Here is a 26,022-nt window from a genome sequence, read left to right as displayed (position 1 = left end):
GCGCCACGCTAACCCGGCGCGGGCGCGGGAGCGCGTACGACACGCGCGGCGCCCGGCTCAGGCGTCGGCCGACTCGAGCTCGGCCATCACGTCGGCGGGGATGTCGACGTTGGTGAAGACGTCCTGCACGTCGTCGAGGTCCTCGAGGGCGTCGACGAGGCGCATGACCTTGCCGGCGCCGTCGGCGTCGACCGGGATCTCGAGGCTGGCCACCCACTCCACGTCGGCGGAGTCGTAGTCGATGCCGGCCTCCTGGAGGGCCGTACGGACGGCGACCACGTCGGTGGCCTCGCTCTGCACCTCGAAGGCCTCGTCGAGGTCACTGACCTCCTCGGCACCGGCGTCGAGGGTGGCCTCGAGGACGTCGTCCTCGGTGACGTCACGGACCGTGCCGTCGTGGTCCTGCGACTTCGGGACCACGATGACGCCCTTGCGGGTGAACAGGCGCGAGACGGAGCCGGGGTCGGCCATCGTGCCGCCGTTGCGGGTGACCGCGGTGCGGACCTCCATCGCGGCACGGTTCTTGTTGTCGGTGAGGCACTCGACGAGGAAGGCGACGCCCTGCGGGCCGTAGACCTCGTAGGAGATGCCCTGGTAGTCGACGCCGCCCGACTCGGCGCCCGAGCCGCGCTTGACCGCGGAGTCGATGTTCTTGTTGGGGACCGAGCTCTTCTTCGCCTTCTGGATGGCGTCGTAGAGGGTCGGGTTGCCGGCGGGGTCGCCGCCGCCCTGCTTCGCCGCGACCTCGATGTTCTTGATCAGCTTGGCGAAGAGCTTGCCGCGCTTGGCGTCGATCGCGGCCTTCTTGTGCTTGGTCGTTGCCCACTTGGAGTGGCCTGACATGGATCCCTCTATCTGTCGCAGATCTGGTGCAGCTCGTGTCGGTGCGTCAGCGGGCCGAGCGCACCAGGTCCACGAACATGCCGTGGATCCGGTGGTCGCTGCCGACCTCCGGGTGGAACGAGGTCGCCATCAGGGGGCCTTGACGGACCGCGACGATCCTACCCGCGGCCGGTCCGTCCTCGACCCGAGCCAGCACCTCGACGTCGTCCTCGACCGCCTCGACCCAGGGCGCCCGGATGAACACGGCACGCACCGGCTCCTCCAGGCCGTCGACGTGCAGGTCCTCCTCGAACGAGTCGACCTGGCGGCCGAACGCGTTGCGTCGCACCGTGATGTGCAGCCCGCCGATCGACTCCTGCCCGGGTGCGCCGTCCTCGATCCGGTCGGCCAGCATGATCATGCCGGCGCAGGTGCCGAAGGCGGGCAGGCCGCCCCGTACGGCCTCGCGCAGCGGCTCGAGGAGGTCGAAGATCCGGGCGAGCTTGATCATCGTGGTCGACTCGCCGCCGGGGATGACGAGGCCGTCGCACGCGGCGAGCTCGGTCGGGCGGCGTACTGGCACGGGGTCGGCCCCGAGCGCACCGAGGGCGGCGAGGTGCTCGCGCACGTCGCCCTGCAGGGCGAGGACGCCGATGACGGGATTCACGAACGCCGATCCTAGGACCGGGCCCCGGCCGTAGGCTCGGTGCCCATGAGGTCCCTCCGACCGGCCGCCCTCGGAGCCGCCGTGCTGGCCCTGGTGCTCAGCGCCGTGAGCACGCCCCCGGCCGGCGCGGCGCCGGCGCCCGACAGGGCCGGGACCGTCGACGGCTGGACCGTGGGGACGCCGTCCGCGCTGGGCCTGCGCGGCACCGCGATCCGGCGCGGAGCAGCCGAGGCGAGGCGCCTGGACTCCACCTGCTTCGCCGTGCTGCGCAACGGCAGGCTCGCCCGCGAGTGGAACTGGCGGCTGGGACGTGACGAGCCGCGCGAGGTCTTCTCGATCACCAAGTCGGTGACCGCCACCCTCGTCGGCATCGCGGTGCGCGACGGAGACCTGCGCCTCGACGACCGCGTCTCGCGGTGGGTCCGGCAGTGGCGCGGCACCGCGTCGGAGTCGGTGACCGTGCGCAACCTGCTGTCCAACGACAGCGGCCGGTTCTGGTCGCTCGAGACCGACTACACCGGGTTGCTCTCGGCCAGGAGCCGGACGCGGTACGCCGTCTCGCTCCCCCAGCAGCATCCGCCCGGCACCGCGTGGGCCTACAACAACGCGGCGATCCAGGTGCTCGAGGCCGTGCTCGAACGGGCGACCGGAGAGCCGGTCGCGAAGTTCGCGGAGACCCGCCTGTTCGAGCCGCTGGGCATGACCCACTCGACGTTCATCACCGACCGCGCCGACGACGCGGCGGTCTTCTACGGCATGCGGACCACGTGCCTCGACATCGCCCGGCTCGGTCGGCTCCACCTCGGCGAGGGCGCGGTCGACGGCCGTCGGCTCCTCGACAGGTCGTACGTCCGGCGCGCCGTGGGCCGCTCGTCCACGGTGCACAACGCGGCCTACGGCCACCTGTGGTGGCTCAACCGGCCGGGCCCGATCCGGGGAGCCACGGACCCCGTCGACGACCGGGGGCAGCCGCTGCGGCCGGTGACCGGCCAGCTCGCGCCCGGGGCGCCCGAGGAGCTGTACGCCGCGCTGGGCTTCGGTGGCCAGGTGCTGCTGGTCGACCCGACGACCCGGACGATGGTGGTCCGCCTCGGCCTCCCCGCCCAGCCGGGCGAGGAGGCGTACGGCTTCACCGACGCTGCCCGGGTGCTCACCCGGGCGCTGCGCTGATCGCCCGGACGGGGACTACCAGCCGCGCTCGGCGAGGCGGTGCGGCTGCGGGATCTCGTCGACGTTGATGCCGACCATGGCCTCGCCCAGGCCGCGGGAGACCTTGGCGACCACGTCGGGGTCGTCGTGGAAGGTGGTGGCCTTCACGATCGCCTCGGCGCGCTGGGCCGGGTTGCCGGACTTGAAGATGCCCGAGCCGACGAAGACGCCCTCGGCGCCGAGCTGCATCATCATGGCGGCGTCGGCGGGGGTGGCGATGCCGCCGGCGGTGAAGAGGACGACCGGCAGCTTGCCCGCGGCCGCGACCTCCTTGACCAGCTCGTAGGGGGCCTGCAGCTCCTTGGCCGCGACGTAGAGCTCGTCCTCGGACATGCTGTGCAGCCGTCGCAGCTCGCCGCCGATGGTGCGCATGTGCATGACGGCGTTGGAGACGTCGCCGGTGCCGGCCTCGCCCTTGGAGCGGATCATCGCCGCGCCCTCGGTGATGCGGCGCAGGGCCTCGCCGAGGTTGGTCGCACCGCACACGAACGGGACGGTGAAGTTCCACTTGTCGATGTGGTTGGCGTAGTCGGCCGGGGTCAGCACCTCGGACTCGTCGATGTAGTCCACGCCGAGGGACTGCAGGACCTGGGCCTCGGCGAAGTGGCCGATGCGGGCCTTGGCCATCACCGGGATCGACACGGCCTCGATGATCGAGTCGATCATGTCGGGGTCGCTCATCCGCGACACGCCGCCCTGGGCGCGGATGTCGGCCGGGACGCGCTCGAGGGCCATCACGGCCACGGCGCCGGCGTCCTCGGCGATCTTGGCCTGCTCGGCGGTGACGACGTCCATGATGACGCCGCCCTTGAGCATCTCGGCCATGCCGCGCTTGACGCGGCTCGTGCCGTGCTCGATGGGGGTCTCGGAGGACGTCCGGGCAGACGTCTGGGGGGTGTGCTCAGCCATGCCTCGATCGTAGTGCGGCCTCATCCGGAAGGATGCATCGGGCCACGACCGAAGTCGGGGCCGGTCAGCCGCGTGACGCGGCCCGGGCGAGGGCCTGGCGGCGTACGACCCAGATGCGCTGGACGACCGTCACGGTCGCCGCGATCGCGAGTGCCCAGAGGGCGACCTCCAGCAGGATCCACAGGTCGAGGACGTCGGCGAAGAAGGCGGGGACGAGCATGCCGACGAGCCGGTCGGGGCGCTCGGCGATGCCGACCTTGGCGTCGTAGCCGAGGTGGTCGGCCTTGGCCCGGGCGTACGAGGTGACGGCGCCCATGACGAGGATGACGAGGCACAGCGCGAGGTAGAGGCGGCTCTCGGCGTGCCAGGCGAAGAAGAGCGCCAGGCCACCGAACAGGGCACCGTCGGCGATGCGGTCGAGGGTGGAGTCGAGGAACGCGCCGAAGTCGTCCGTGCGCCCGACCTTGCGGGCCATGGCACCGTCGATCAGGTCGCTGAAGACGAACGCGGTGATGAACAGGACGCCCTGCCAGACCCAGCCCTGGGAGAAGAAGAACAGCGCACCGAAGCTCACCCCGAACGTGCCGACCAGCGTCACCACGTCGGGGCTGATGCCCAGGCGGATGAACAGGTTGACGAAGGGCGCGAGCATCTTGCCCTGCCAGAAGGCCTTGAACCGATCGAGCACGGCCGCAGGCTACCCGTCCAGCAGGGCGGCGCGGACGTCAGCCACGGCGGCCGGGGCGCCGGTGACCGTCCAGGTCACCCCGGAGGCCGGCACCAGGGCCGACGCGCCGCCCGCGCCGCGGATGATGGCCGCACCCGGGAGCCGGTCCCAGTCGGCCACGGAGTGCTGGAACAGCACGTCCCACTGGCCCGAGGCGATCGCCATGACGTCCATGGTCCCCGAGCCGAGCATCCGGAGCGTGCCGACCTGGCCGAGGGCGCGGGCGAACGCCTCCCCCACCTCGCTGCCGTAGAACGGCGGGTGGAGGTAGGTCGCGGCGCAGCGTGCCTCGCGCGGGGTCTCCGGCAGGGGTCCGAGCGGGATCCCGTCGCAGGTGCTCGGCAGCTCGGGGCCGCCGACCCACGTGCGGAGCGAGGCGGCGTGGTGGACCGCGCCCAGCAGGACGTCGTCCTCGTCGTGCAGCGCGATCGCGCTGCACCACCAGTCGCTGCCCCGGGAGAAGTTGAAGGTGCCGTCCACAGGGTCGATGACCCACGTACGGCCCGAGGTGCCGGGCCGCGAGGTGCCCTCCTCCCCCACGATGGCGTCGTCGGGGCGCTCGGCCGTGAGCTGCTGGACGATGAGGCGCTCGGCGGCGGTGTCGGCCTGGGTCACGATGTCGGACCCGCTGGTCTTGCGCTCGACGTCGAGTCCTTCGGCACGGATCCGCGCGGCCAGCAGGGCGGCCTCGCGGACCAGGTCGGCGGCGAGGGCCGCGTCGCGCTGCAGCCGGGTCTCGTCGTCCACGGGTCCCACGCTAGCCGGAGGCGTACTGTGGCAGGACGGAGCCACCCAGGCTTCCAACTGAGGAGCCTCGATGAGCGACAAGTCGCCGCGACAGGGCATGTCCAAGAAGTCCGGGAAGTCGATCAAGGAGAAGCGCGCGGAGAAGCACGCCAAGACGGCGGCGAAGAGCGACGCCCCCGACCCGGTGGTGCCCCGCAAGAAGTGAGTCCCCGGGGCCTCAGGCCCCCGCCCAAGCGTCGGCCAGCAGCTTGCGGGTGTCCTGGAGGAGCTGGGGCAGCAGCTTGGTGCCGCCGACCACGGTGATGAAGTTGGCGTCGCCGGTCCAGCGTGGCACCACGTGCTGGTGGAGGTGCTCCGACAGCGACCCGCCGGCCGAACGGCCGAGGTTGAGCCCCACGTTGAACGAGTGGGGCCGGCTCACCGACCGGATCGCGCGCAGCGCCTGCTGGGTCATCGCCATCACGTCGGCCGCCTCCTCGGGCGTGAGGTCGGTGAGGTCGGCGACGTGGCGGTAGGGCAGCACCATCAGGTGGCCGGGGTTGTAGGGGTGCAGGTTGAGCACGGCGTACGCCGCGTCCCCGCGCGCGACGACGAGCGACTCCTCGTCCGGGTGGCCGGGGATGGCGCAGAACGGGCAGCCCTCGTCGTCCACGGCGGTCCTGACGTAGGCCATGCGGTGAGGAGTCCAGATCCGCTCGAGCCCGTCGTCAGCCATGGCAGCGATCCTAGGGTGGGCGCATGACGTCCATCCGACCGGCCGTGCCCGCCGACATGGCCGCGGTGGCGGACCTGTGGCACGAGGGCTGGCACGACGGGCACGCCGGGCACGTGCCCGACGGGCTGACCGCGGCCCGCACGCTGTCGGCCTTCCACGAGCGCACTCCCCCGCGCGTCGCGGACACGGCCGTCGCGGTCGCGGAGGACGGATCGGTCGTCGGCTTCGTGATGGTGGTGGGCGACGAGGTGGAGCAGGTCTTCGTGGCGCGTGCCGCGCGCGGGACCGGCCTCGCGGCCGCCCTCCTCGCCGAGGCCGAGCGCCGGGTCGCGGCCGCCGGGCACTCCGCCGCGTGGCTGGCGGTCGTGGTGGGCAACGCCCGGGCGCGGCGGTTCTACGAGAAGCAGGGCTGGGTGGACGAGGGCGACCTGCCCTACGAGGTCGCCGCGGGTGGGGAGACGTACGTGTCGCCGTGCCGGAGGTACGAGAAGCGGGTCCACGCCACCGGCTCAGCGGGTGTCAGGGACGCAGCGTCCCGTCGTACACGTCATTGATCCCGGTGCTCGTCGGGGTGCCGACGAGGGTTCCCGCGCCGTGAAGGTCCTCGTAGCCGTCCCAGCCGTCGACGATCGCCCACGTGCCCGTCGATCCGCCTTCGCCGAACTTCGCCAGGAGACGAACCACGAAGCCGCCGCCGTCCGCGCACTCGAAGACCTTGAAGCCGTTGAACTTGCCGAAGTCCGTCCCCGGCCCGCCACCGATGCGGAAGGGGCCGTTGGAGACCGTGCCCGAGGAGCAGCCCTCGATCGTGCTGGTGAAGGTGGAGCCGCCGCCCTCGAGCTTCTCGTCGGCGTCGATGTGGACAGGTGTGGCGGCCACGGCGGGTACGGCGGCGCCGGCAGACGCCACGATGGCCATCACCAGCACTGCCCCATGTGCGGATCTGCTGATCATGAAGACCTCCCGATCGCGGTGCGACCCGGCCCGGTGCCGAGCCGTGTCCGACGCTAGGAGACGACGCCGTCCGGCGCATCGCCCGCTTCGGGTATCCGCCCTGCTGGGCTGGGGACGTGCCCCGCACGCGACGGGGTGGGTCGGGCGCGATCTCTTGCTGGTGCAGTCACGTCCGGACAGGCCACATGCCCCGCCGGTCCTTGACTGGCGGGGTGTGGGGCAGGGTCATCGTCGGCGGGGTCGTGGGATGCCCGGCGGTTCGGGTGGCCCGGACGGCTCGAGCGCGGTGGTGCCGGTCCGGTCGCGGCGGTAGCGGTGGCCGTGGGGGCTGGTCCACTCGAACACTCCGGGCTCGACCATCCGGTAGTTCCAGGGTGAGTGGGTCTTGAGACGGTGGTGGAACCGGCACAGGCACGCGAGGTTGTCACTGCGAGTCGGGCCGGGCTGGGGTCTGCCTTCGGCGTCCGCGTCGTGGTCGTAGGCGGTGATGTGGTCGATGTCGCAGCCGCGGGCCGGTCTCGTGCAGGACGGGAACACGCAGGTGCGGTCGCGGAGAATGATCTGCTCGCGGATCCGGTCCGGGAGGTCGTAGCTCTGCGCGGTCAGCTGGGCGTTGAGGTCGATGACGGGCTTGATCGTCACCTTCGTACGGGAGTCGGCGCACCACGACCGGATCTGGTCCAGCAGCACGAGTCGCTGCCCGTGCTCCATCCGCCCGGTCGGCCCGAACACGGTCTGCTCGCCGACCACGGAGGCGTCGAAGTGGGCGTGGATGACCACCTCCCGCGCAGCCGGCAGGTCCGGCCCGCTCTCATCGGTGGTCGAGGTCCTGGCTTTGTCGGTGGTTGAGGAGCGAGCCTCGAAACCACGGCAGCTGTCCTGGGCTGAATCGTCTTGGACGGAGTCGTCCTGGGCGAGGTCCAGCGCGGTCTGCGTGCGGGCGAGGTCCCCGAGCGCCTTCGCACGTCGCACGTCCAGCGATTCGGTGGATCCGAGAGCCTTCTGGACCGCGGCGTGGTGGGCCACGGCGCGGTCGAGGTCGAGGGCGTCGGCGAGGTAGAGGTCGGCCTCCAGGTGCAGGGTGCCGGCGTAGTGCACGTCGTCCTTGTCGACGGTGACGTGTCGGGGGTCGACGTGCTGCCACCCGTCCACGGGGTCCTTCGTGGGGTCGGCGGTGGCGAGGTCGTAGCGCTTGATCGTCTCCGCGAGGAGCCGGTCGAGCTGCGCCTGCCCGATCCGCCCGGCCACGGCGGCGACCTGGGAGTCGACGAACCCCGCCGCCTCAGCCGTCAGCGAAGGAGTCGAGTGGATCGTCGTCTCCGCCACCGCCCTCGCACGCCAGGCAGGGACCCGACCGGAGTGGACCTGCTCCCACAACCGCGGCAGGCGGTGGCGCAGCTCCAACGCGTGACCGATGAGCTTCTTCGCCGCCGTCGGGGAGATGCCGAGCACGGTGCCGAGCTCGGCGACACAGAACTCCGCCACCAGCGGTGCACCCTCTCCGGCGATGGGCTCCTCGTGCTCACACCCCGGCACCGTGAACGAGGCCGCGTCGTGGATCGACTCCGGCGGGTGCAGATCGGCCCACCGGGCAGCGAGGACAAGCTGGTCGGCCGCGGCTTGGTCCTCGGCCGCCTTGCGGTCGCGGATCGCGTGCAGCACGTCGGAGGCGGTGAGGTCGTCGACCTCACGTGCTCCGGGCCCCGCCAGCGCTTCGATCATGTGTTCGATGATACGGAAGCCCACCGACAGTCAGCCTCGGCTGTGACGGTTGCCGGCCAGTGATCTTGGGAGTGGACCTACGCCCACGCCCTCGCGAGCCGTTCGACGATCTCGGTCAGCCGCTCGGGCGAGGTGGCGATGTTGAGCCTGACCTGGCCGGTGGTTCCGGGGGCGTACGAGTGTCCCGGGCTCACCTTGACCCGGCCGCGGTCGAGCGCCACCGCAGCGGCGTCGTCGTGGCCGTAGGCGGACGCGTCCAGCCAGGCGAGGTAGGTCGCCTCGAGCGGACGCATCCGTACGCGCGGCAGGTGGGCGGCGAGCAGCTCGGCGAGCAGCGCGCGCTGCTGGTCGAGGCGCTCGACGAGGGAGGCGAGCCACGGGTCGCCCTCGGCGTACGCCGTGCGGGCGGCGATCGCGCCCAGCGGCGAGTGCGAGTCGTTGCGCGCCATGGGCTGGTCAGCGAGCAGCCGGCGGGACGCGGCGTCGGGGACGACCAGCTGCGCGCAGCGCAGGCCCGCGGTGTTGAAGGCCTTGGACGCGGCGACCACCGCCACCGCGTGGTCGTGGGTGCCCTCGACGGCGAGGTAGGAGACGTGCTCGGCGCCGGGCAGGACCAGCGGGGCGTGGATCTCGTCGCTGACCACCCGTGCGCCGTGGCGCAGCACCACGTCGCGGATGCCCTCGAGCTCGGCGCGGGTGAAGACGCGGCCCCACGGGTTGTGCGGCTGGGTCAGGATCAGCGTCTGCGCGCCGTCGGCGAAGAGCCGGTCGAGGCGGTCGAGGTCGATCTCGGCGCGGTCGGCCGTGGTCGGCACCTCCAGCCGCACCTCCTCGCGGCCCGTGAGCCCGGCCAGGCCGAGCTGCGCGTTGTAGCCGGGCGTCGGGAAGACCACGCCGCCCGGCCCGGAGAACACGTCGAGCGCCACCCGGACGCCGGCGGTCACGTCGACGACGGGCAGGACGGCCTCGGACTCGGGCGCCCAGCCGAAGTGCCGCGCCGACCAGCCGGCGTACGCCTCGGCGAGGGCGGGGTCGAACCCGAAGAGCGGATAGCCGGTGATGCCGTCGGCGACCGCCTGCTGCACGGCGCCGAGCACGACCGGGTCGACGGCGTAGTCCATCTCCGCGACCCACGCGGGGATCACCCCGGCCGGGACGGTGCCCCACTTCAGGGGCAGCGCGCGGCGCGCCTGCTCCTCGGTGAGGTCGACGACCGGACGGCCCGGTCTCGCGGCTCGTTCCGCTCGCACCTCACCCATCGACGAACGCTCAGACCTGCTCGCGACTCGCGACCGCGGCGGCCACCCGCTCGATCGCCTCGGCGAGCGGCACCCCGTTGTCCTGCCGGCCGTCGCGGTAGCGGAAGCTCACGGCACCCTTCTCCACGTCGTCGTCGCCGGCGATCATCATGAACGGCACCTTCTGCAGCTGCGCGTTGCGGATCTTCTTCTGCATCCGGTCGTCGGAGTCGTCGACCTCGACCCGCAGCCCCTGCGCCTTCATCTGCCGCGCGATGTCGAAGAGGTAGTCGTTGTGGCGCTCGGCGATCGGGATGCCTTGCACCTGGACGGGCGCGAGCCAGGGCGGGAACGCGCCGGCGTAGTGCTCGACCAGCACGCCGAAGAACCGCTCGAGCGAGCCGAACTTCGCCGAGTGGATCATCACCGGCTGCTGCCGCGAGCCGTCGGCCGCGGCGAACTCGAGCTCGAAGCCCTTGGGCTGGTTGAAGTCGTACTGGATGGTCGACATCTGCCACGTGCGACCGATCGCGTCCCTGGCCTGCACGGAGATCTTCGGGCCGTAGAACGCCGCACCGCCCGGGTCGGGGACCAGCTCGAGGCCGGACTCGATCGCGACGTCCTCCAGGACCTTCGTCGCGACCTGCCACTCCTCGTCGGTGCCGACGAACTTCTCCGGCTTGGAGTCGTCACGGGTCGACAGCTCGAGGTAGAAGTCGTCGATGCCGAAGTCGCGCAGCAGGCCGAGCACGAAGTCGAGCAGGTGCTTGACCTCCGCCGGCGCCTGCTCAGGAGTCACGTAGGAGTGCGAGTCGTCCTGGGTCAGGCCGCGCACGCGGGTCAGGCCGTGGACGACGCCGGACTTCTCGTAGCGGTAGACCGAGCCGAACTCGAACAGCCGCAGGGGCAGCTCGCGGTAGGACCGTCCGCGCGAGCGGAAGATCAGGTTGTGCATCGGGCAGTTCATCGCCTTGAGGTAGTAGTCCGAGCCCTCGAACTCCATCGGCGGGAACATCGTGTCCTTGTAGTAGGGCAGGTGCCCGGAGGTGTGGAAAAGCCCCTCCTTGCTGATGTGGGGGGTGCCGACGTAGTCGAAGCCCTCCTCGATGTGCCGCTGGCGGACGTAGTCCTCCATGACGCGCTTGATCACGCCGCCCTTGGGGTGGAAGACCGCGAGGCCGGACCCGATCTCGTCGGGGAAGGAGAACAGGTCGAGGTCACGACCGAGCTTGCGGTGGTCGCGCCGCTCGGCCTCCTCGATGCGGTGGAGGTGCTCCTCGAGCGCCTCCTTGGACTCCCAGGCGGTGCCGTAGATGCGCTGGAGCTGCTTGTTCTTCTCGTCGCCGCGCCAGTAGGCCGCGGCGCTGCGCATCAGCTTGAAGGCGGGGATCCGCTTGGTGGTCGGCAGGTGCGGCCCGCGGCACAGGTCGGACCACTTCGCCTCGCCGTTGCGGCCGATGTTGTCGTAGATGGTGAGCTCGCCGGCGCCCACCTCGACGGAGGCCCCCTCGGTGTCGGACGCGCCTGCGCCGCCCTTGAGGCCGATGAGCTCGATCTTGTAGGGCTCGTCCTTGAGCTCGTCGAGCGCGTCGGCGTCGGTGGTGACGCGGCGCTCGAAGCGCTGGTTCTCCTTGATGATCTTGCGCATCGCGGACTCGATCTTGACCAGGTCCTCGGGGACGAACGGGGTCTCGACGTCGAAGTCGTAGTAGAACCCGTTCTCCACGGGCGGGCCGATGCCGAGCCTGGCCTCGGGCCAGATCTGCTGCACGGCCTGCGCCAGCACGTGCGCGGTCGAGTGTCGCAGGATGTCGCGACCGTCGGCGCTGTCGATGGCCACGGCCTCGACCTCGTCACCGTCGGCGAGCTCGTAGGCGAGGTCCTTGAGCTGGCCCGCCACCCGCGCGGCGATCACGTCGGCGTCGTCGCGGAACAGCTCCCAGGCCTTGGTGCCCGTCGTGACCGTGGTCTCCGCACGCTGATCGGCGTGGATGCGGACGACCTGGATGTCGGACACGAGTGCTCCTTCGGGAGGTGTGGCGGGCGGGGACGGACGTCCCCGTGGGTGTCCGGTGATGCTATCGGCCGCCCGCGGGCAGGCTCACCCCGGTTTCGCGCGGGGGCCGTGCGCGGCGGCGTACGAGCTCGACGACGTTGGCGCCCGCGGCCAGCAGCGCGTTGCCGTGCCCGCCGCGCAGCCCGTTGTGCTCCTCGCGGGAGGCGAGGACGTTGCCGGGCCCCGAGCGCGACGGCGCGGTCTGGTCCTGGGCGGCCACGGCGAAGAGCGGGCCGACCAGCCGGTCGTACGCCCACGGCACGGCCGTGAAGCCGAAGCGGATGACCTGGTTGGCGATGCCGACCTGGCCGCTCCCGCGCCTGCCGTCGGCGACCGCCATCACGCGTGCGGCGACTCGCTCGGGGGTCGTGACCGGGAACGGTGGACGACCGACCGCTCCCCCGTACGTCGCGGCCTGGCGGTAGATGGGGGTGTCGACGCCGCCGGGGGCGACGTAGTCGATCCTGACGCCCGGCCGGTCGCGGTTGTCCACCCGGAGCTGGCGGGCCAGTGCGCGTACGCCCCACTTGCTGAGGACGTAGGACGCCATGTCCGGCACGGCGATGTGCCCGATCAGCGAGCCGACCATCACCAGGCTGCCGGTGCCCTGCGCGCGCAGCACCGGGAGGACGTGGCGCGCGAGGTTGACCGAGCCGAGCAGGTTGGTGGCGACGACCTGGTCGAACACCTCGACGGGGACCTCCTCGACGCGTCCGTAGGCGACGACGCCCGCGCTGCCGACGACGGTGTCGATCCGGCCGTGACGGGCCATGGTCGCGGAGACGGCCGCGGAGACCTCGGCGTCGACGCTGACGTCGGTGGGCTCGACCGCGGCGGACGCAGCCCCGAGCCGCACGCAGTCGCGGGCGACGCGCTCGAGGGCACGGCGACCGCGGGCGAGCAGGACGACGTGGTCGCCGCGTCGCGCGGCGACGTGCGCCGCCGCCTCACCGATGCCGCTGGAGGCACCGGTGACGAGGACGACGCGCGGAAAGCGTTCGTGGGAGGGCATGGACCGCCCGTACCCCGTAGCCGTGTTCGGATGCCGGGAGGTTGCCCTCGCCCTCACGCGCGTCGCCGCCACCCGAGGACGCCGATGACCAGGCGTACGAGCACGCCGGGCACCGCGGCAGCCAGCGCCAGGGGGACCAGCCCGGACGGCTCGACGACCGTCGTGCCGAGGAGCGCCTGGAGCGGAGGGACGACGACCGCGCCGAGCTGCAGCAGTGCTGCGACGAGCACGGCCAGCTCGAGGTGTCGGCTCCTGAACGGACGCCGGGCACCCGGCGCCCGCAGGGCGAGAGCCACCCCCAGCTGGGCGAGCCCCAGCGTGAGGAAGATCGACGTGCGACGTTCCTCCACGGACCCCGGTGCCAGTGCGCCGACGGTGATCGCGGCCGCCGTCATCGCGAGGACTGCCACGGCGATGAGCAGCCAGGAGCGAGCCGTGAGGACGGCCTCGCTCGCCGGCCGCGGTGGGGTCGACATGTCCTGGGGGGCCGACGGCTCGTTGCCGAAGGCGACGCCCGTGATGCCGTGGGTGAGGAGGTTGATCCACAGGATCTGGCCCGGCAGCAGCGGCAGCACGAGCCCGATCACTGGTCCGAGCAGCATCACGGCGACCTCGGCCAGGCCTCCGGCCAGCGCGAACGTGAGGAAGGTGCGGATGTTGGCGAAGATCCGGCGCCCCTCCTGGACCGCCGCGACCACGGTCGAGAGGTCGTTGTCCATCAGCACCAGGTCGGCAGCCTGCTTGGCGACCTCGCTGCCACCGTCACCCGCCGCGACCCCGATGTCGGCGTGACGCAGTGCGGGTGCGTCGTTGACGCCGTCGCCGATCATCGCGACGACCTCGCCGGACCGTTGCAGGCGCTCGACCACCTCGACCTTCTGCTCGGGGCGGACCCTCGCCACGACGTCCTCCTCCTCGATGCCGACCGCGCGGGCGATGTTGGACGCGGTGCCGGGGTGGTCGCCCGTCACCAGGACGACCCGGATGCCGGCCGCCCCGAGGCGCTCGACGACGAGCGCGGCGTGTGCCCGTGGTGGGTCGCCCACGGCGACGAGCCCCACGAGCTCGAGCGCTCGACCCACGTCGGTGGACCCTGCGTCCGCGACGGCGATCACCCGCAGCCCCTCGTCCGCGAAGGCCCCGGCGACGCCTCGGGCAACGCTGACCGCCGGACCGGGCTCGACGATGTCGAGGACGGCCTCCGGAGCGCCCTTGCAGATGGTCAGCGCACTGCCGTCCGGTCCTGCGTGGCGGGTGGTCATCCGCAACGTCGTGTGGTCGAACGGCTCCTCGGCGGTCCTGCGCCAGGCGGTGCGGGTCTCGTCGAGGTCCAGGCCTCCCTTCGCGGCCAGCACGAGCAGCGCCCCCTCCAGCGGGTCACCGACCACGCTCCAGCCCGGGTCCTCGTGCACCAGCCGGGCGTCGTTGCAGAGTGCGGCGTCACGCAGGAGCCGCTGCACCGGTGCAGGCAGCCCGGGAGACGAGGACGCCGCGTTGGTGAGGTGGCCCCTGGGGTCGTACCCGCTCCCGGACACGGCCCACGTGCCGTCGGGGACCCAGACGTGCCGGGCGAGCATCGTGCCCTCCGTGATGGTCCCGGTCTTGTCGGTCGCGACGACGGTGACCGATCCCAGGGTCTCGACTGCGGGGAGGCTGCGGATGACGGCGTTGTGCCGGGCCATCCGCCGGGCGCCCAGGGCGAGGGCGATGGTGACGACGGCCGGCAGGGACTCGGGCACGGCCGCCACGGCGAGGCTGAGCCCGACGACGAGCATCTCCGTGAGCGGCCGCCCCTGCCACAACCCGCTCGCCACGACCACACAGGTGAGGACCGAGATGACCGCGACGAGGTCGCGGCTGAGGCGGGTGAGTCGCCGCTGCAGGGGTGTGGGCCGCGTCGTGGCGCGGACCATCATCTGCGCGATCGCCCCGACACCGCTGTCGGCGCCGGTCCTGAGGATGCGTGCCGACGCGCGACCTCGTGTGACCGAGGTGCCTCCGACCAGCTCGTCCCCCTCGTCGAGGTCGACCGGCAACGCCTCGCCGGTGACCAGTGCCTGGTTGACCTGGAGGGTCACCGCCTCGAGCAGCACGCCGTCCGCCGGGACGACGTCCCCGGCCGTCAGGTGCACGAGGTCCCCGGGCACCACGTGCTCCGAGGCCACCTCCGCCACCACCCCGTCCCGCTCGACCCTGGCGGTGGGAGCGGTCAGCGCCCGCAGGGCGCTCATCGCCCGTTCGGCGCGCACCTGCTGGGCCACTCCCACAGAGGTGTTGAAGACGACGACCATCGCGATGATGGCCGTGTTGCCGAGGTCGTGGAGCGCCGCGGTCAGCGCGGCAGCCCCCAGGAGGAGCAGGATCATCGGGTCGCGCAGCTGGTCCAGCACGCGGAGCGCGACTCCTCGTCGCGGCGGGTCCGGGAGGCGGTTGGGGCCGAGCTCGAGCAGTCGGCGCGAGGCCTCCTCGACGGTGAGGCCGCCGGTGGTCCCGGGCGCCGTGTCGTGGTCCATCGGCCGGGCCCTGTTCGTCCAGCCTTCACCCACCCGCGGTCAGCGGAGGTCGCGCAGCTCGACGTCCTCGTGCGTCACGTCCGCGATGTCGCCGACCGCTGCGCCGAGGAGTCGGTCGGCGAGGTCGTGCAGGGCCCGGGCGGTGGCCAGCTCGGCGCCGATCTCGGGCACGTCGCGGTCCGTGGGGTTGAGCCGGGCGAGCCCGGTGCCGACCAGGGCGGTCCGGTCGTGCGTACGCAGGCGGGCGACGGCGCGAGTGCGGCCGTCGTGCTCCCCGAGCTGGATCTCCACCTGCCAGGTCGATGCGCTGACGTCGCCACTCATGGTCGTTCCTCACTCCTCGTACGGATGCGATGGGTGCCGGGGGCCTCGCTCCCTCCGAGAGCGGGCCCCCGGCGGTGGCCGGGACGCGCTCGCTGCGTGAGCGGAGCGCGCCCGGGCCGTGTGCGCCTGTTCGGTCTCCCCTGACTGGACCGGCGCCTACCACGCACGTTAGGCGGCCTGGCCGGCGACGGTCAGGGCCATTGGTCCCTACCTGGAGCGGGGGCCGTTGTTCCCGCAGGGGTGGGGACGAAGGCCCGTTCACACCTGCCCGGGAGCGGCGGAGGCTGGGAGCGTCGGCAACCGAAGGAGCGGATCGCCATGACGACGCCGATCGAAAGCACTGCTCGTGCCCTGGTCGCCGCGGGGAAGGGCATCCTCGCGGCCGACGAGAGCACGCCCACCATGGCGAAGCGGCTGGCCGCCGTGGGCCTGACCTCGACCGAGGCGCTGCGCCGCGACTACCGCGAGATCCTCTTCACCACTCCGGACCTCGGAGAGCACATCAGCGGGGTGATCCTCTACGACGAGACGATCCGGCAGCGCGCGAGCGACGGTCGGCCGTTCGCCGAGCTGCTCGAGCATGCCGGCGTCGTCCCGGGCATCAAGGTCGATGCCGGCACGACGCCGCTGGCGGGCTTCCCGGACGAGGTCGTCACCGCGGGGCTGGACGGGTTGCGGGACAGGCTCGCCGAGTACGCCGCGCTGGGCGCCAGGTTCGCCAAGTGGCGCGCGGTGATCCGGATCGGCGCCGGACGCCCCAGCACGACGTGCGTGGCGGCCAACGCCCAGGCGCTCGGCGCGTACGCTGCCCTGGCGCAGGAGGCCGGGCTCGTCCCCGTCGTCGAACCCGAGGTGATGATGGACGGCGGTCACGACATCGAGCGCTGCGCCGAGGTGACCGTCACGGTCCTGCGAGAGGTGTACGCCGAGCTCGCGCGCCACCGCGTCATGCTCGAGGGCACGCTGCTGAAGCCCAACATGGTCCTCCCGGGCCAGGACAGCGCCCAGGTCGTGGACGACCGGGCCGTCGCCGCGGCCACGCTGTCGGTCCTCAGGCAGGCCGTGCCGGCCGCCGTGCCCGGCATCGTGTTCCTCTCCGGCGGCCAGAGCGACGTCCAGGCGACGGCGCGGCTCGACGCCCTGAACCGGTCAGGGGTCCAGCCCTGGGAGCTCAGCTTCTCCTTCGGGCGCGCGCTCCAGGCGCCCGTGCTGCGTGCCTGGGCCGGGGAACCGGCCCGCACACGGGCCGCCCACGAAGCCCTCCGGCACCGTGCCCACCTCAACGGGGCCGCCCGGCGCGGGCAGTACACCAGCGACCTCGAGGCGCTCGCACCCACCGGTGGCTGACCCCACCGGCGCGGAACGCACGCACCCGATCCTCCGAGCCCCTCAGACAGGCGCTCGTACGTTCCTGAACTGCGTGGCGGCGAGACCGACGGCCACGACGGCGAACACGACCGCGGCGACGGCCAGCATGGTCCTGATGCCGACCGCGTCTGCCAGCAGGCCGGCGATCGGCGCCACGAGGACCACGACGGCCCGGTTGAGCGACCGAAGTGTCGTGTTGGTGCGCGCCTGCAGCTCGTCGGGGGTGACGAGCTGTCGGTAGCTCATCTCGTGGGAGTTGCTCATCCCCATCGCCAGCCCGTAGACGCCCTGGCCGAGCGCCAGGACCCAGACGGCGTACGGCGACGGGCCGGCGAGCATCATCGTCACCACGCCCGCGGTGGTGAGCAGGTGGCACAGGATGATCGTCCGGCCGGTACCGAGGCGCCGCCCCACCCAGGTCGTCACGGCTGCTCCGAGCACGGCACCGACTCCCCCGGCCGCACCGACGAGGCCGAACTCCGCGGCACCGAGGTCGAGCACGAGGAACGCGTACGGCGCCACCGCCACGCCGACGATCGCGTTGCCCACGAACCATCCGTGCGTGGCGATCGCCAAGGTCCTCAGACCTGATCCACCGTAGGCCCAGCGCACACCCTCGAGGATCTCGCCGAGCAGCCCGCGCACGGTGACGCCGGTGCGCGGTGGCGGCTCGTCCACCTCGATCCTGCGCAGGGTGAGCGCGGAGTAGAGGTACGTCGCCGAGTCCACGACGACCGCCACGGGTGCGCCGAGGGCGCTGACCAGCAGGCCACCGAGCGCGGGACCGGCGGTCGACGACACCGCGTCGGCCCCGTCCACCCGCGCGTGGGCGTGCTGGAGCTGACCGCGCTCGACCAGGCGCGGCAGGAGGGACATGGTCGCCGACATGTTGACCACGGCTGCGGTGCCGTAGGCGAAGACGACGGCCAGGAGCACGGGCAGCGACAGCGCGTCGGCCCACCACAGCGCCGGTATCGCCAGCAGCAGCACCGCCTGGGCGAGGTCGGTGTGCACCATCAGCGGGAGGCGGCGCCTGCCGTCGACGAGCGCTCCGACGACGAGCCCGAAGGTCAGGTACGGCAGCCAGCGAGCGGCGTTGAGCCACCCGACGTCCGCGGCCGTCCCGTCCAGGGTCAGCACGACCAGTGCCTGGAGCGCGAACACGGTGACGTACGTGCCCAGCCCCGAGACGGCCGTGGCGCGCCAGTAGCGAAGGAACGACCCCGAGACGAACACGCCCCCGCCGCTCACCCGCCCACCCTTTCACGGCCGCTGGCCGCCCCGGAGGCTAGGTTCACGGGCATGGATGCTCGGATCCCGTTCCAGCCGTTGCCGATCGACCAGTCCCACGTGCTCTACGACCACGGACCGGACTCCTCACCGCAACCCGGTGTCACCGCGGGCCGGACGACCCGGCTGCGGCTCACCGACTCGCGAGCGTTCCCCGGCACCAGCCGCGACATCTGGGTGCACGCTCCCGCAACAGCGGACGGCGCGCTGCCCTGCATGCTCTTCCAGGACGGCGAGGGCTTCCTCGACCCCGAGGACGACCTGCGGGCGGGGGTCGTCCTGGACAACCTGATCGCGGCAGGCGACATCCCGCCGATGGTCGGCGTCTTCGTCGCCCCCGTCGCCCGCAACGCCGAGTACGACGCGTTCGACAGCCGCTATGCCGACCTCCTCGCCGACGAGGTCCTTCCGCTGGTCGGGCACCAGGTCCGGATCAGTGACGCCCCGGCTCGACGCGGGCTCTGCGGGTTCAGCAGCGGGGGCAGCGCGGCTCTCACTGCCGCGTGGCACCGGCCCGACGCGTTCGGGAGGGTCATCGGGTTCTCCTCGAGCTTCCCGCAGGTCGTCGGCGGCAATCCCTACCCACGGCTCATCGCGTCCGAGCCCGCGAGACCACTACGGGTCCTGCTGCACGTCGGGCACCGTGACCTCGGCTGGGACGAGCACGAGGACAACTGGCTGGCGGAGAACCTGCTCGTCGCCGCCGCCCTGTTCCGAGCCCGCTACGACGCCCGCCTCGTGCTGGGCGACGGTGCACACGACTCCAACCACCCCGGCGTGCTGCTGCCCGACGCCCTGCGCTGGCTCTGGAGGTGAGCGCGACGACCAGACCCGATCCGGTGGTCCGAGCGGCGAGTCTCAGATCTGCTCGGGCACCATCTCGATGGCCCCGCACGGGCACTCGGCGACGCAGATCCCGCACCCCTTGCAGTAGTCGAGGTCGATCGCGTAGCTGCCCGGCATGCCGAGGCTGACCACGGCGTTGTCGGGGCAGACGGCCACGCAGTTGTCGCACGAGAAGCAGGTGCCGCAGGACATGCAGCGACGCGCCTCGTAGAGCGCGTTGTCGGCGTCGAGGCCCTCGACCACCTCCTCGAACGTCGACTGCCGACGCACGAGCTCCAGGCGCGGCCGGTGCGAGCGTGGCGCGTCCTCGTAGTACCAGGTGTTGAGCATGTCGAACGCGGCCAGCTCCGCGGGCGGCTCGGGAGCGGGCGCGAGTCCTGACAGCCAGTCGTCGAGGTGCCGGGCGGCCGTCCGGCCGTGCCCGATCGCCACCGTCACGGAGCGCTCCCCCGTCGTGACGTCCCCGGCTGCGAAGACGCCGGGCTGCCCGGTCATCAGGGCCGGTGAGGTGTGGACGACGCCGCTGCGGAGGTCGACCTGGTCCAGGCCCGCGAGCAGGGACAGGTCGGAGTCCTGGCCCAGCGCCAGCACGACGGAGTCGGCGGCCAGCACCTCGGTGTGACCGGTGGGCCGGGGAAAGCCGGTGTCGTCCAGCTCCATCTGCTCGACGGTGATCGCGCCCTCCTCCACGTCGCCGATGGTCGACAGCCAGCGGAAGCGGACGCCCTCCTCCTCGGCCTCCCGGACCTCGCTCTCGTGGGCGGGCATCCGGTCGCGCGTCCTGCGGTAGACGACGAGGGCGTCGGCGGCGCCGAGCCGCCGGGCGGTCCGGGCGGTGTCGATGGCGGTGTTGCCGCCCCCGTACACCGCCACGCGGCGCCCGAGCAGGGGCCGCTCGCCGGCCTCGAGGCCGTGCAGCACCGTGACCGCGTCCATCACGTGGGCCGCCGACCCGGCCGGGATGTAGGCACGCTTGCCGATCTGGGCCCCGATCGCCACCAGGGCGGCGTCGAAGTGCTCGGCCGCCAAGGTGGCGGCGAGGTCGTCGACGCGTACGCCGAGCTCGAGGCGTACGCCGAGGTCGAGGATGCGCTGCACCTCGGCGTCGAGCACCGGGCGCGGCAGGCGGTAGCGCGGGATCCCCCACCGCATCATCCCGCCGGGCCGGTCCTCGGCCTCCTTGACCGTGACCGCGTGGCCGAGCCGGGCGAGGTGGTACGCCGCCGAGAGTCCGGCGGGACCCGCCCCCACCACCAGCACCCTCCGCCCCGACGGGGCCGCCACCGGTGGCAGCGGCCAGCCGAGCTCGAGCGCACGGTCGCCGAGGAAGCGCTCGACCGAGTTGATGCCGACCGACTCGTCGAGCTGGCCGCGGTTGCAGCTCGTCTCGCACGGGTGGTAGCAGACCCGGCCCATCACGGCCGGGAACGGGTTGACCTCGACGATGCGGCGCCAGGCCCGCTCGTAGCCGGCGTCGCCCTCCTCCGCGTCGTACAGCCAGTCGCGCACCGCCTCCCCCGCCGGGCAGGCGTTGCCGCAGGGCGCCTGGCGGGTCACGTACGTCGCCCGCTCGGTGCGCCACGAGCCGGTGAGGTCCGCCCGGCTGGTGCCGGGACCCAGCGTGATCGCGAACGGCAGCTCGGGCTCAGTCATGGGGAACCACCTCCGGATCGGGCGCCAGGGCGTACCTGGCGATGTTGTGGTCGGCGCCGGCCTGGATGCGCGCGACGACGTCGGGACGCCCGTGCTCCCCGAACAGGTGCGAGAAGCGGCCCTGGAGGACGAGGTAGTCCTCCACCGGCACTCGCTGCCGGATCGGCGTGGTGGCCGTGACGACCCCGTGCTCGGCTTCGAAGACCGGGAACAGGCCGCTCTGGGTGGCCAGCCGGGCCAGCCGGATCGTGTCCTGGGACGCCGAGGCCCAGCCCAGCGGGCAGGGCACCAGCACGTGCAGGTAGCGCGCGCCGTGCATCGACATCGCCTTCTCGACCTTGCGCTCGAGGTCGCGCAGGTCGGCCACGGTGGCGGTGGCCACATAGGGGATCTCGTGCGCCATGGCGATCCGGGGCAGGTCCTTGCCCTGGCCGAAGACGTTGCCCGGCTCGGCCCCGACGGGCTTGGTGGTGGCCGTACGGGCGGCCGGCGGCGTCGCCCCCGAGCGCTGGACGCCGGTGTTCATGTAGCCCTGGTTGTCGTAGCAGACGAAGAGCACGTCGTCGTTGCGCTCGAACATGCCCGACAGGCAGCCGAGGCCGATGTCGACGGTCCCGCCGTCGCCGGCCTGGGCGACCACCCGGACGTGCTCGCGCCCCTGCGCCTTCAGCGCGGCGGCGATGCCGCTCGCCACCGCGGCGACGTTGCCGAAGAGCGAGTGCACCCACGCCAGCTGCCACGCGGACTCGGGATAGGGGGTGGAGAACACCTCGAGGCAGCCCGTCGCGTTGGCGGTGACGATGTCGCCCCCCGCGGCCCGGATCGCCGCGTCGAGCACGAACCGGGCACCCAGCGCCTCGCCGCAGCCCTGACAGGCCCGGTGGCCCGAGGTGATCGCGTTGGCCCGCCCGGGGTCGGCCTGGACGGAGCGTTCGTCCGGGTCGAGCAGGCGGTTGCCGGCCGCGAAGGTGCCGATCTGGTAGAGCTTGAGGTCCGTGGTCATCGCGCGTCCTTCGCCGCAGGAGTGAGGTCCTCGCCCTCCAGCAGCGACCGGTCGAGGTCGAGGAAGTGGAGCCGGTCGGGATCGACCTCCCCGCCCAGCACGGCCGCGACCAGGGCGCGGATGCTGTCGCGGGTCACGGGTCGACCGCCGAGCCCGGCGACGACGTCGTGGACGACCGTGGCTGGGGCAGGGACAGTGGCAGGGGAAGGGGCACGGGTGGTCAGCGTCAGCCGGACGTCCTGCCCGAGCATCGTGCCGGACCCGACCGAGAAGGCCCGGTTGAGCACGATCACCCGCTCGACGCCGGCCAGCGCCTCGCGGACCTCGTCCGTGGGCCAGGGCCGGAAGCACGTCACCGTGACGGCGCCGATGCGGACGCCGTCCTCCCGCAGCTCGTCCACGACGTCCTTGACCGAGCCGAGCACCGACCCCATGGCGACGACGACGGTCTCGGCGTCGTCCGTGCGGTAGCGCGAGACGAGCCCGCCCGACGTACGTCCGGTGGCGCGGGTGAACTCCTCGGCGACCACCGGGATCTCCTCGAGCGCGCGCAGCTGCTGCACGGCGGCGAGGTACTTCACCTCGGTGAAGGCCTCGGGACCGACCATCGCCCCGATCGTGACCGGCGCGGCCGGGTCCAGGACCTGGCGCGGCACGAAGGGTGGGAGCAGCGAGTCGACGACGTCCTGCTCCGGCACGTCGACCTCCTCGACTGCGTGGGTGAGCACGAAGCCGTCCATGCAGACCATCACCGGGAGCGAGAGGCGCTCGGCGAGGACGAAGGCCTGGACGTGGAGGTCGACGGCCTCCTGGTTGGACTCGGCGAACAGCTGTATCCACCCGGCGTCGCGCTGCGACATCGCGTCGGAGTGGTCGTTCCAGATGTTGATCGGCGCGCCGATGGCCCGGTTGGCCACCGTCATCACCACCGGCAGCCCGAGCCCCGAGGCGTTGGGGATGGCCTCGGCCATGAAGAGCAGGCCCTGGCTGGCGGTGGCGGTGTAGGCCCGCGCGCCGGCGGCCGATGCCCCGATGCAGGCCGAGAGCGCGCCGAACTCCGACTCGACCATGAGGTACTCGCACGGCGCGAGCTCGCCCGTGCGGACCAGGTCCGAGAGCGCCTCGACGATGTGGGTCTGGGGCGAGATCGGGTACGCCGCGATGACCTGCGGCCGACAGCGCGCGACGGCGTCGGCCACCGCACGCGAGCCCTCCACCTGCCTAAGCACGGATGCCACCCCCGACCGTCAGCCGGACGTGGTCGTGGGCGAGGCGGGCGACCTCGGCGTTGGCCTGCCCCACGTCACCGTCGAACCGTTGTCGGATCGCGTCCTGGACGGCGTCCAGCGTGACCACCCCCGTGAGGGCGGCGAAGCCGCCGAGGAGGGCGGTGTTGGGGAGCGCCCGGCCGAGCACCTGCCGGGAGAGCTCCGTCGCCGGCACCGTCACGAGGCGGCGGGGATCGAGGCCCGACACCAGGTCGCCGACACCGAGGTCGTCGAACGGGCGGGAGCTGTTGACGAGCACGAAGCCGTCGGCGGGGAGCCCGGCCAGCACCGGGACGAGGCGCATCAGGGTCGGGTCCTGGACGATGACCGCGTCGGGCTCCGACACCGGGTCGTGCGCGCGGATCGGCGACCGGTCGATCCGGCAGAACGCGACCACGGGGGCGCCCGTGCGCTCGGAGCCGAAGCTGGGGAACGCCTGGGCGTGCATGCCCTGGTCGAAGGCTGCGACGGACAGCATCTCGGCGGAGGTGACGGCGCCCTGGCCGCCCCTCCCGTGGATCCGCACGCTGAACACCGGTCTCATCCCTCCTCGAGGAGGCTGTGGTGACGCAGCCGGTGCCGCGCCAGCGGTGCCTCCGTCATCCGCCTCGACGGATCCGCCGCCTCCATCACGATCCGCCACTCGGCCTCGGCGATGGTGCGGTGCACGGCCTCGATCGCATCCGGGTTCACCGAGATCGACGTGATCCCGCGGCGGACGAGGTGCTCGGCGAAAGCGGGACGGTTGGACGGGGCCTGACCGCACAGGGACGAGGTGATCCCGGACTCCTGGCAGGCGGCGACGATGCGGTCGATCGCGTCGAGCACGGCGGGGTCCGCCTCGTCGAAGACCTCGGCGCAGATCTCGGAGTCCCGGTCGACCCCGAGCACCAGCTGGGTGAGGTCGTTGCTCCCGATGGAGACCCCCTCGATGCCCATGCGTGCGTACGTCGGGATCCAGAACGCGACGGACGGGACCTCGGCCATCACCCACACCGGGATGCCCGACGCGGAGGGGTGCGCCGCGACGATCGCCATGCACGCCTCGAGCTCCCAGGCAGTGCGGACGAACGGGAGCATCAGGCGCAGGTTGGGCGTCTCGGCACGCACCCGGCCGAGCACGTCGAGCTCGAGGTCGAACAGCTCGGGGTCCTGCACGTAGCGGTAGCAGCCCCGGTAGCCGATCATCGGGTTCTCCTCGCGCGGCTCGAAGCGGTCGCCCCCCTCGAGGTTGCCGAACTCGTTCGAGCGGAAGTCGATGCTGCGGTAGACGACCGGCCGCGGGGCGAACGCCCGGGTGATGGTCAGGAGCGACTCGGCCATCGCGTCGACGAACCGCTGCTCCTCCCCCCGCTCCATGAGCAGTCGCGGGTGCACGCCGCCCAGGGCGTCGGCGACCATGAACTCGGCGCGGAGCAGCCCGACGCCGTCGACGGGGAGGGCGGCCACCTCGGCGGCGTGCTCGGCGAGGGCGAGGTTGACGTACAGGCGGGTCGAGGTCGGCGTCGGTGCGCCGGCAGCGACCGCTGCCGGCGGTGTCGCGGCCACGGGCGGTGCGGCGTCGGCACCCTCGAGCACCAGGCCGAGCGATCCGTCGAGCGTCACCACCTCGCCGTCACGCAGCACCGTCGTCGCGTCGCGCGCGCCGACGACGCACGGGACCCCGAGCTCGCGGGAGACGATCGCGGCGTGGCAGGTCATGCCGCCCCCGTCGGTGACGAGGCCGGCGGCCCGGCGGATGGCGGACATCCAGTCCGGGCTGGTCATCGGAGCGACCAGCACCTCGCCGGCCAGCAGCTGGTCGCGCTGCGACGGGTCGGTCAGCACGCGTACGGCGCCCGTGGCGCGACCGCTCGACGCGGCCAGGCCGCGCACGAGGATCCGTTGCCCGGACCCGGCGGTCGCCTCGTCGACGCCCTCCCCCACCCGCGCCGCCAGCGTGGTGATGGGCCGGGACTGGACCAGCCAGGTGCTCGAGTCCGCGATCGCCCACTCGATGTCCTGGGGCGACCCGTAGTGCTCCTCGACCCTGAGGGCGAGCCGGGCGAGGTCCAGGACGCGCCGGTCGTCGAGGATCCGGGCGCCGCCCTCCTCGCGGGACAGGTCCACGACCTGGTCGGCCCCGTCCGGGCCGCGCACGATCTTGCTGTCCTGGCGACCGAGGCGGACGTTGACGATGCGCGGCCCCTCCCGCTGGACGACGTAGGTGTCCGGTTCGACCATGCCGCTGACGATCGCCTCGCCCTGACCGAGCACGGCCTCGATGATCAACCGGTCGGTCGTCGCGCGGGTCGGGTCGACGGTGAAGATGACCCCGGAGACCTCGGAGGCCACCATGACCTGGACGATCACGGCGATCGCCGGTTCGTCGGTGAGCCGACCGTTGGCCCGGTAGGCCACGACCCGTTCGCCGTACAGCGAGGCCCAGCAGTCCCGGATGCGGTCGAGCACCTGGTCGGGTCCCACCACGTTGGTGAAGGTGGCGTTCATGCCGGCGAACGACGTGTCCCCGGCGTCCTCCGACGTGCCCGAGGAGCGCACCGCGACGCGTACGTCCTCCCCGAGCTCGCGGTAGGCCTTCGTGACGGCCTGCGCGATCTCCTCCGGCACGGCGCTGTCGCGGACCAGCTCCTGGGCGACGCCCGACGCCTCGGCGAGACCGGCGGCGTCTCCCGGGTCGGTGCGGCCCATCAGGTCGGCGAGGCGCCGGCGCGCGCCCGACTCCTCGACGGCCGCGAGGTAGGCGGAGCTCGTCACCACGAACCCGTGTGGGACCGGGAACCCGGCGCGGGTGAGCTCGCCCAGGTTGGCGCCCTTCCCGCCGACCTCGTCGACGGCGGCGAGCGAGATCTCGTCGAACCAGCGGATGGTCTGCATGGAAGCTCCTCGGGCGGGTGCGAGCCGACGGCACGTGGCCTCTTCCCCTCCACGTTCGTTCCGGCGACGACGCGACCACAGGGCCGAAGGTCACGTGCGCCC

General features: G+C 72.5%; 24 protein-coding genes. 5 read left to right on the top strand and 19 right to left on the bottom strand.

Translation table 11 applies throughout. The annotated features are described in order from the left end of the window. Window positions 1-57: 57 nt before the first annotated feature. Both IEZ24_RS16050 and pdxT read right to left on the bottom strand, forming a co-directional pair. Entirely contained in the window at window positions 58-843 is a 786-nt protein-coding gene (locus tag IEZ24_RS16050) for a YebC/PmpR family DNA-binding transcriptional regulator (protein ID WP_129455167.1), read from the bottom strand. Between the two features lie 46 nt (window positions 844-889). Further along, window positions 890-1,489 carry a pyridoxal 5'-phosphate synthase glutaminase subunit PdxT gene (gene pdxT / locus IEZ24_RS16045; protein ID WP_129455166.1) on the bottom strand — a complete coding sequence of 200 codons (600 nt, stop codon included), beginning with the start codon at window positions 1,487-1,489 and terminating at the stop codon, window positions 890-892. A gap of 45 nt (window positions 1,490-1,534) precedes the next feature. Between pdxT and IEZ24_RS16040 the strand changes: the two genes are divergently transcribed. After that, window positions 1,535-2,659 (top strand): serine hydrolase domain-containing protein, encoded by a 1,125-nt coding sequence (locus IEZ24_RS16040; protein WP_129455165.1) that lies wholly within the window; start codon window positions 1,535-1,537, stop codon window positions 2,657-2,659. A 15-nt stretch (window positions 2,660-2,674) separates the two neighbouring features. Here IEZ24_RS16040 and pdxS read toward each other — a convergent pair whose 3' ends face one another. From pdxS to IEZ24_RS16025, 3 genes are all read right to left on the bottom strand, one after another. Next, a complete protein-coding gene (gene pdxS, locus IEZ24_RS16035) occupies window positions 2,675-3,607 on the bottom strand; it encodes a pyridoxal 5'-phosphate synthase lyase subunit PdxS (protein ID WP_129455164.1) in 933 nt (310 codons plus the stop codon). Window positions 3,608-3,671: 64 nt separating this feature from the next. After that, a complete protein-coding gene (pgsA, locus tag IEZ24_RS16030; RefSeq protein ID WP_129455163.1) occupies window positions 3,672-4,295 on the bottom strand; it encodes a phosphatidylinositol phosphate synthase in 624 nt (207 codons plus the stop codon). A gap of 9 nt (window positions 4,296-4,304) precedes the next feature. After that, window positions 4,305-5,081, bottom strand: coding sequence for an inositol monophosphatase family protein (locus IEZ24_RS16025; RefSeq protein ID WP_242498481.1), 777 nt, complete (start codon window positions 5,079-5,081; stop codon window positions 4,305-4,307). Between the two features lie 70 nt (window positions 5,082-5,151). Here IEZ24_RS16025 and IEZ24_RS22120 point away from each other — a divergent pair, with 70 nt between their 5' ends. Beyond that, window positions 5,152-5,286 (top strand): hypothetical protein, encoded by a 135-nt coding sequence (locus IEZ24_RS22120; protein ID WP_263575456.1) that lies wholly within the window; start codon window positions 5,152-5,154, stop codon window positions 5,284-5,286. 12 nt (window positions 5,287-5,298) lie between these two features. On the opposite strand, the gene IEZ24_RS16020 is transcribed toward IEZ24_RS22120, so the two are convergent. Continuing rightward, complete coding sequence (locus tag IEZ24_RS16020; protein ID WP_129455161.1) at window positions 5,299-5,796, bottom strand: HIT family protein; 498 nt, start codon at window positions 5,794-5,796, stop codon at window positions 5,299-5,301. Window positions 5,797-5,819: 23 nt separating this feature from the next. Between IEZ24_RS16020 and IEZ24_RS16015 the strand changes: the two genes are divergently transcribed. After that, the gene (locus IEZ24_RS16015; protein WP_129455160.1) at window positions 5,820-6,350 is read left to right on the top strand and encodes a GNAT family N-acetyltransferase; all 531 of its coding nucleotides are present in this window, start codon (window positions 5,820-5,822) and stop codon (window positions 6,348-6,350) included. Here IEZ24_RS16015 and IEZ24_RS16010 read toward each other — a convergent pair. The 7 genes from IEZ24_RS16010 to IEZ24_RS15980 form a co-directional block, all read right to left on the bottom strand. Further along, window positions 6,316-6,750, bottom strand: coding sequence for a hypothetical protein (locus tag IEZ24_RS16010; protein ID WP_129455159.1), 435 nt, complete (start codon window positions 6,748-6,750; stop codon window positions 6,316-6,318). The genes IEZ24_RS16015 and IEZ24_RS16010 overlap by 35 nt on opposite strands. Window positions 6,751-6,975: 225 nt before the next feature. Continuing rightward, window positions 6,976-8,472, bottom strand: a complete 1,497-nt coding sequence (locus IEZ24_RS16005) for an HNH endonuclease signature motif containing protein (RefSeq protein ID WP_191192872.1) — start codon at window positions 8,470-8,472, stop codon at window positions 6,976-6,978. 77 nt (window positions 8,473-8,549) lie between these two features. After that, a complete protein-coding gene (locus IEZ24_RS16000; RefSeq protein ID WP_129455157.1) occupies window positions 8,550-9,731 on the bottom strand; it encodes a MalY/PatB family protein in 1,182 nt (393 codons plus the stop codon). Between the two features lie 10 nt (window positions 9,732-9,741). After that, a complete protein-coding gene (thrS, locus tag IEZ24_RS15995) occupies window positions 9,742-11,727 on the bottom strand; it encodes a threonine--tRNA ligase (protein WP_129455156.1) in 1,986 nt (661 codons plus the stop codon). Window positions 11,728-11,788: 61 nt separating this feature from the next. After that, the gene (locus IEZ24_RS15990) at window positions 11,789-12,778 is read right to left on the bottom strand and encodes an SDR family NAD(P)-dependent oxidoreductase (RefSeq protein ID WP_129455155.1); all 990 of its coding nucleotides are present in this window, start codon (window positions 12,776-12,778) and stop codon (window positions 11,789-11,791) included. A 53-nt stretch (window positions 12,779-12,831) separates the two neighbouring features. Continuing rightward, window positions 12,832-15,291: a cation-translocating P-type ATPase gene (locus IEZ24_RS15985; protein WP_129455154.1), complete on the bottom strand. Its 2,460-nt coding sequence runs from the start codon at window positions 15,289-15,291 to the stop codon at window positions 12,832-12,834. 39 nt (window positions 15,292-15,330) lie between these two features. Further along, a complete protein-coding gene (locus IEZ24_RS15980) occupies window positions 15,331-15,615 on the bottom strand; it encodes a DUF1876 domain-containing protein (protein ID WP_129455153.1) in 285 nt (94 codons plus the stop codon). Between the two features lie 318 nt (window positions 15,616-15,933). Here IEZ24_RS15980 and IEZ24_RS15975 point away from each other — a divergent pair, with 318 nt between their 5' ends. Then, window positions 15,934-16,962, top strand: coding sequence for a class I fructose-bisphosphate aldolase (locus IEZ24_RS15975; protein ID WP_129455152.1), 1,029 nt, complete (start codon window positions 15,934-15,936; stop codon window positions 16,960-16,962). A gap of 42 nt (window positions 16,963-17,004) precedes the next feature. On the opposite strand, the gene IEZ24_RS15970 is transcribed toward IEZ24_RS15975, so the two are convergent. Then, window positions 17,005-18,234, bottom strand: a complete 1,230-nt coding sequence (locus tag IEZ24_RS15970; RefSeq protein ID WP_129455151.1) for an MFS transporter — start codon at window positions 18,232-18,234, stop codon at window positions 17,005-17,007. 51 nt (window positions 18,235-18,285) lie between these two features. Here IEZ24_RS15970 and IEZ24_RS15965 point away from each other — a divergent pair, with 51 nt between their 5' ends. Further along, window positions 18,286-19,089, top strand: a complete 804-nt coding sequence (locus tag IEZ24_RS15965; protein ID WP_129455150.1) for an alpha/beta hydrolase — start codon at window positions 18,286-18,288, stop codon at window positions 19,087-19,089. Window positions 19,090-19,131: 42 nt separating this feature from the next. Here IEZ24_RS15965 and IEZ24_RS15960 read toward each other — a convergent pair whose 3' ends face one another. The 5 genes from IEZ24_RS15960 to ppsA are packed head-to-tail and all read right to left on the bottom strand — an operon-like array spanning window position 19,132 to window position 25,920. Next, window positions 19,132-20,772: an NAD(P)-binding protein gene (locus IEZ24_RS15960; RefSeq protein WP_129455149.1), complete on the bottom strand. Its 1,641-nt coding sequence runs from the start codon at window positions 20,770-20,772 to the stop codon at window positions 19,132-19,134. After that, complete coding sequence (locus IEZ24_RS15955) at window positions 20,765-21,775, bottom strand: thiamine pyrophosphate-dependent enzyme (protein WP_129455148.1); 1,011 nt, start codon at window positions 21,773-21,775, stop codon at window positions 20,765-20,767. Before IEZ24_RS15955 ends, IEZ24_RS15960 begins: the two co-directional genes overlap by 8 nt. Beyond that, entirely contained in the window at window positions 21,772-23,013 is a 1,242-nt protein-coding gene (porA, locus tag IEZ24_RS22415) for a pyruvate ferredoxin oxidoreductase (RefSeq protein WP_242498480.1), read from the bottom strand. The genes IEZ24_RS15955 and porA overlap by 4 nt, the downstream gene beginning before the upstream one ends. Continuing rightward, on the bottom strand, window positions 22,997-23,578 hold the full coding sequence (locus tag IEZ24_RS15945; protein WP_129455147.1) for a 2-oxoacid:acceptor oxidoreductase family protein: 582 nt from the start codon (window positions 23,576-23,578) through the stop codon (window positions 22,997-22,999). Before IEZ24_RS15945 ends, porA begins: the two co-directional genes overlap by 17 nt. Before the next feature lie 5 nt (window positions 23,579-23,583). Further along, complete coding sequence (gene ppsA, locus IEZ24_RS15940; RefSeq protein WP_129455146.1) at window positions 23,584-25,920, bottom strand: phosphoenolpyruvate synthase; 2,337 nt, start codon at window positions 25,918-25,920, stop codon at window positions 23,584-23,586. Window positions 25,921-26,022 lie beyond the last annotated feature (102 nt).

This window comes from Nocardioides ganghwensis, from assembly GCF_014779655.1.
Lineage (GTDB): Bacteria > Actinomycetota > Actinomycetes > Propionibacteriales > Nocardioidaceae > Nocardioides > Nocardioides ganghwensis.
The sequence above is the reverse complement of the archived record's forward strand: the minus strand, read 5'-3'. Positions and strand labels throughout refer to the sequence as shown.

What these genes read in the sequence shown, in the direction of transcription:
- IEZ24_RS16050 (WP_129455167.1), bottom strand. Translation starts at nt 843, where the DNA reads ATGTCAGGCCACTCCAAGTGGGCAACGACCAAGCACAAGAAGGCCGCG.
- IEZ24_RS16040 (WP_129455165.1), top strand. Translation starts at nt 1,535, where the DNA reads ATGAGGTCCCTCCGACCGGCCGCCCTCGGAGCCGCCGTGCTGGCCCTG.
- pdxS (WP_129455164.1), bottom strand. Translation starts at nt 3,607, where the DNA reads ATGGCTGAGCACACCCCCCAGACGTCTGCCCGGACGTCCTCCGAGACC.
- IEZ24_RS22120 (WP_263575456.1), top strand. Translation starts at nt 5,152, where the DNA reads ATGAGCGACAAGTCGCCGCGACAGGGCATGTCCAAGAAGTCCGGGAAG.
- IEZ24_RS16020 (WP_129455161.1), bottom strand. Translation starts at nt 5,796, where the DNA reads ATGGCTGACGACGGGCTCGAGCGGATCTGGACTCCTCACCGCATGGCC.
- IEZ24_RS16015 (WP_129455160.1), top strand. Translation starts at nt 5,820, where the DNA reads ATGACGTCCATCCGACCGGCCGTGCCCGCCGACATGGCCGCGGTGGCG.
- IEZ24_RS16010 (WP_129455159.1), bottom strand. Translation starts at nt 6,750, where the DNA reads ATGATCAGCAGATCCGCACATGGGGCAGTGCTGGTGATGGCCATCGTG.
- IEZ24_RS16005 (WP_191192872.1), bottom strand. Translation starts at nt 8,472, where the DNA reads ATGATCGAAGCGCTGGCGGGGCCCGGAGCACGTGAGGTCGACGACCTC.
- IEZ24_RS16000 (WP_129455157.1), bottom strand. Translation starts at nt 9,731, where the DNA reads ATGGGTGAGGTGCGAGCGGAACGAGCCGCGAGACCGGGCCGTCCGGTC.
- IEZ24_RS15990 (WP_129455155.1), bottom strand. Translation starts at nt 12,778, where the DNA reads ATGCCCTCCCACGAACGCTTTCCGCGCGTCGTCCTCGTCACCGGTGCC.
- IEZ24_RS15985 (WP_129455154.1), bottom strand. Translation starts at nt 15,291, where the DNA reads ATGGACCACGACACGGCGCCCGGGACCACCGGCGGCCTCACCGTCGAG.
- IEZ24_RS15980 (WP_129455153.1), bottom strand. Translation starts at nt 15,615, where the DNA reads ATGAGTGGCGACGTCAGCGCATCGACCTGGCAGGTGGAGATCCAGCTC.
- IEZ24_RS15975 (WP_129455152.1), top strand. Translation starts at nt 15,934, where the DNA reads ATGACGACGCCGATCGAAAGCACTGCTCGTGCCCTGGTCGCCGCGGGG.
- IEZ24_RS15965 (WP_129455150.1), top strand. Translation starts at nt 18,286, where the DNA reads ATGGATGCTCGGATCCCGTTCCAGCCGTTGCCGATCGACCAGTCCCAC.
- IEZ24_RS15960 (WP_129455149.1), bottom strand. Translation starts at nt 20,772, where the DNA reads ATGACTGAGCCCGAGCTGCCGTTCGCGATCACGCTGGGTCCCGGCACC.
- IEZ24_RS15955 (WP_129455148.1), bottom strand. Translation starts at nt 21,775, where the DNA reads ATGACCACGGACCTCAAGCTCTACCAGATCGGCACCTTCGCGGCCGGC.
- ppsA (WP_129455146.1), bottom strand. Translation starts at nt 25,920, where the DNA reads ATGCAGACCATCCGCTGGTTCGACGAGATCTCGCTCGCCGCCGTCGAC.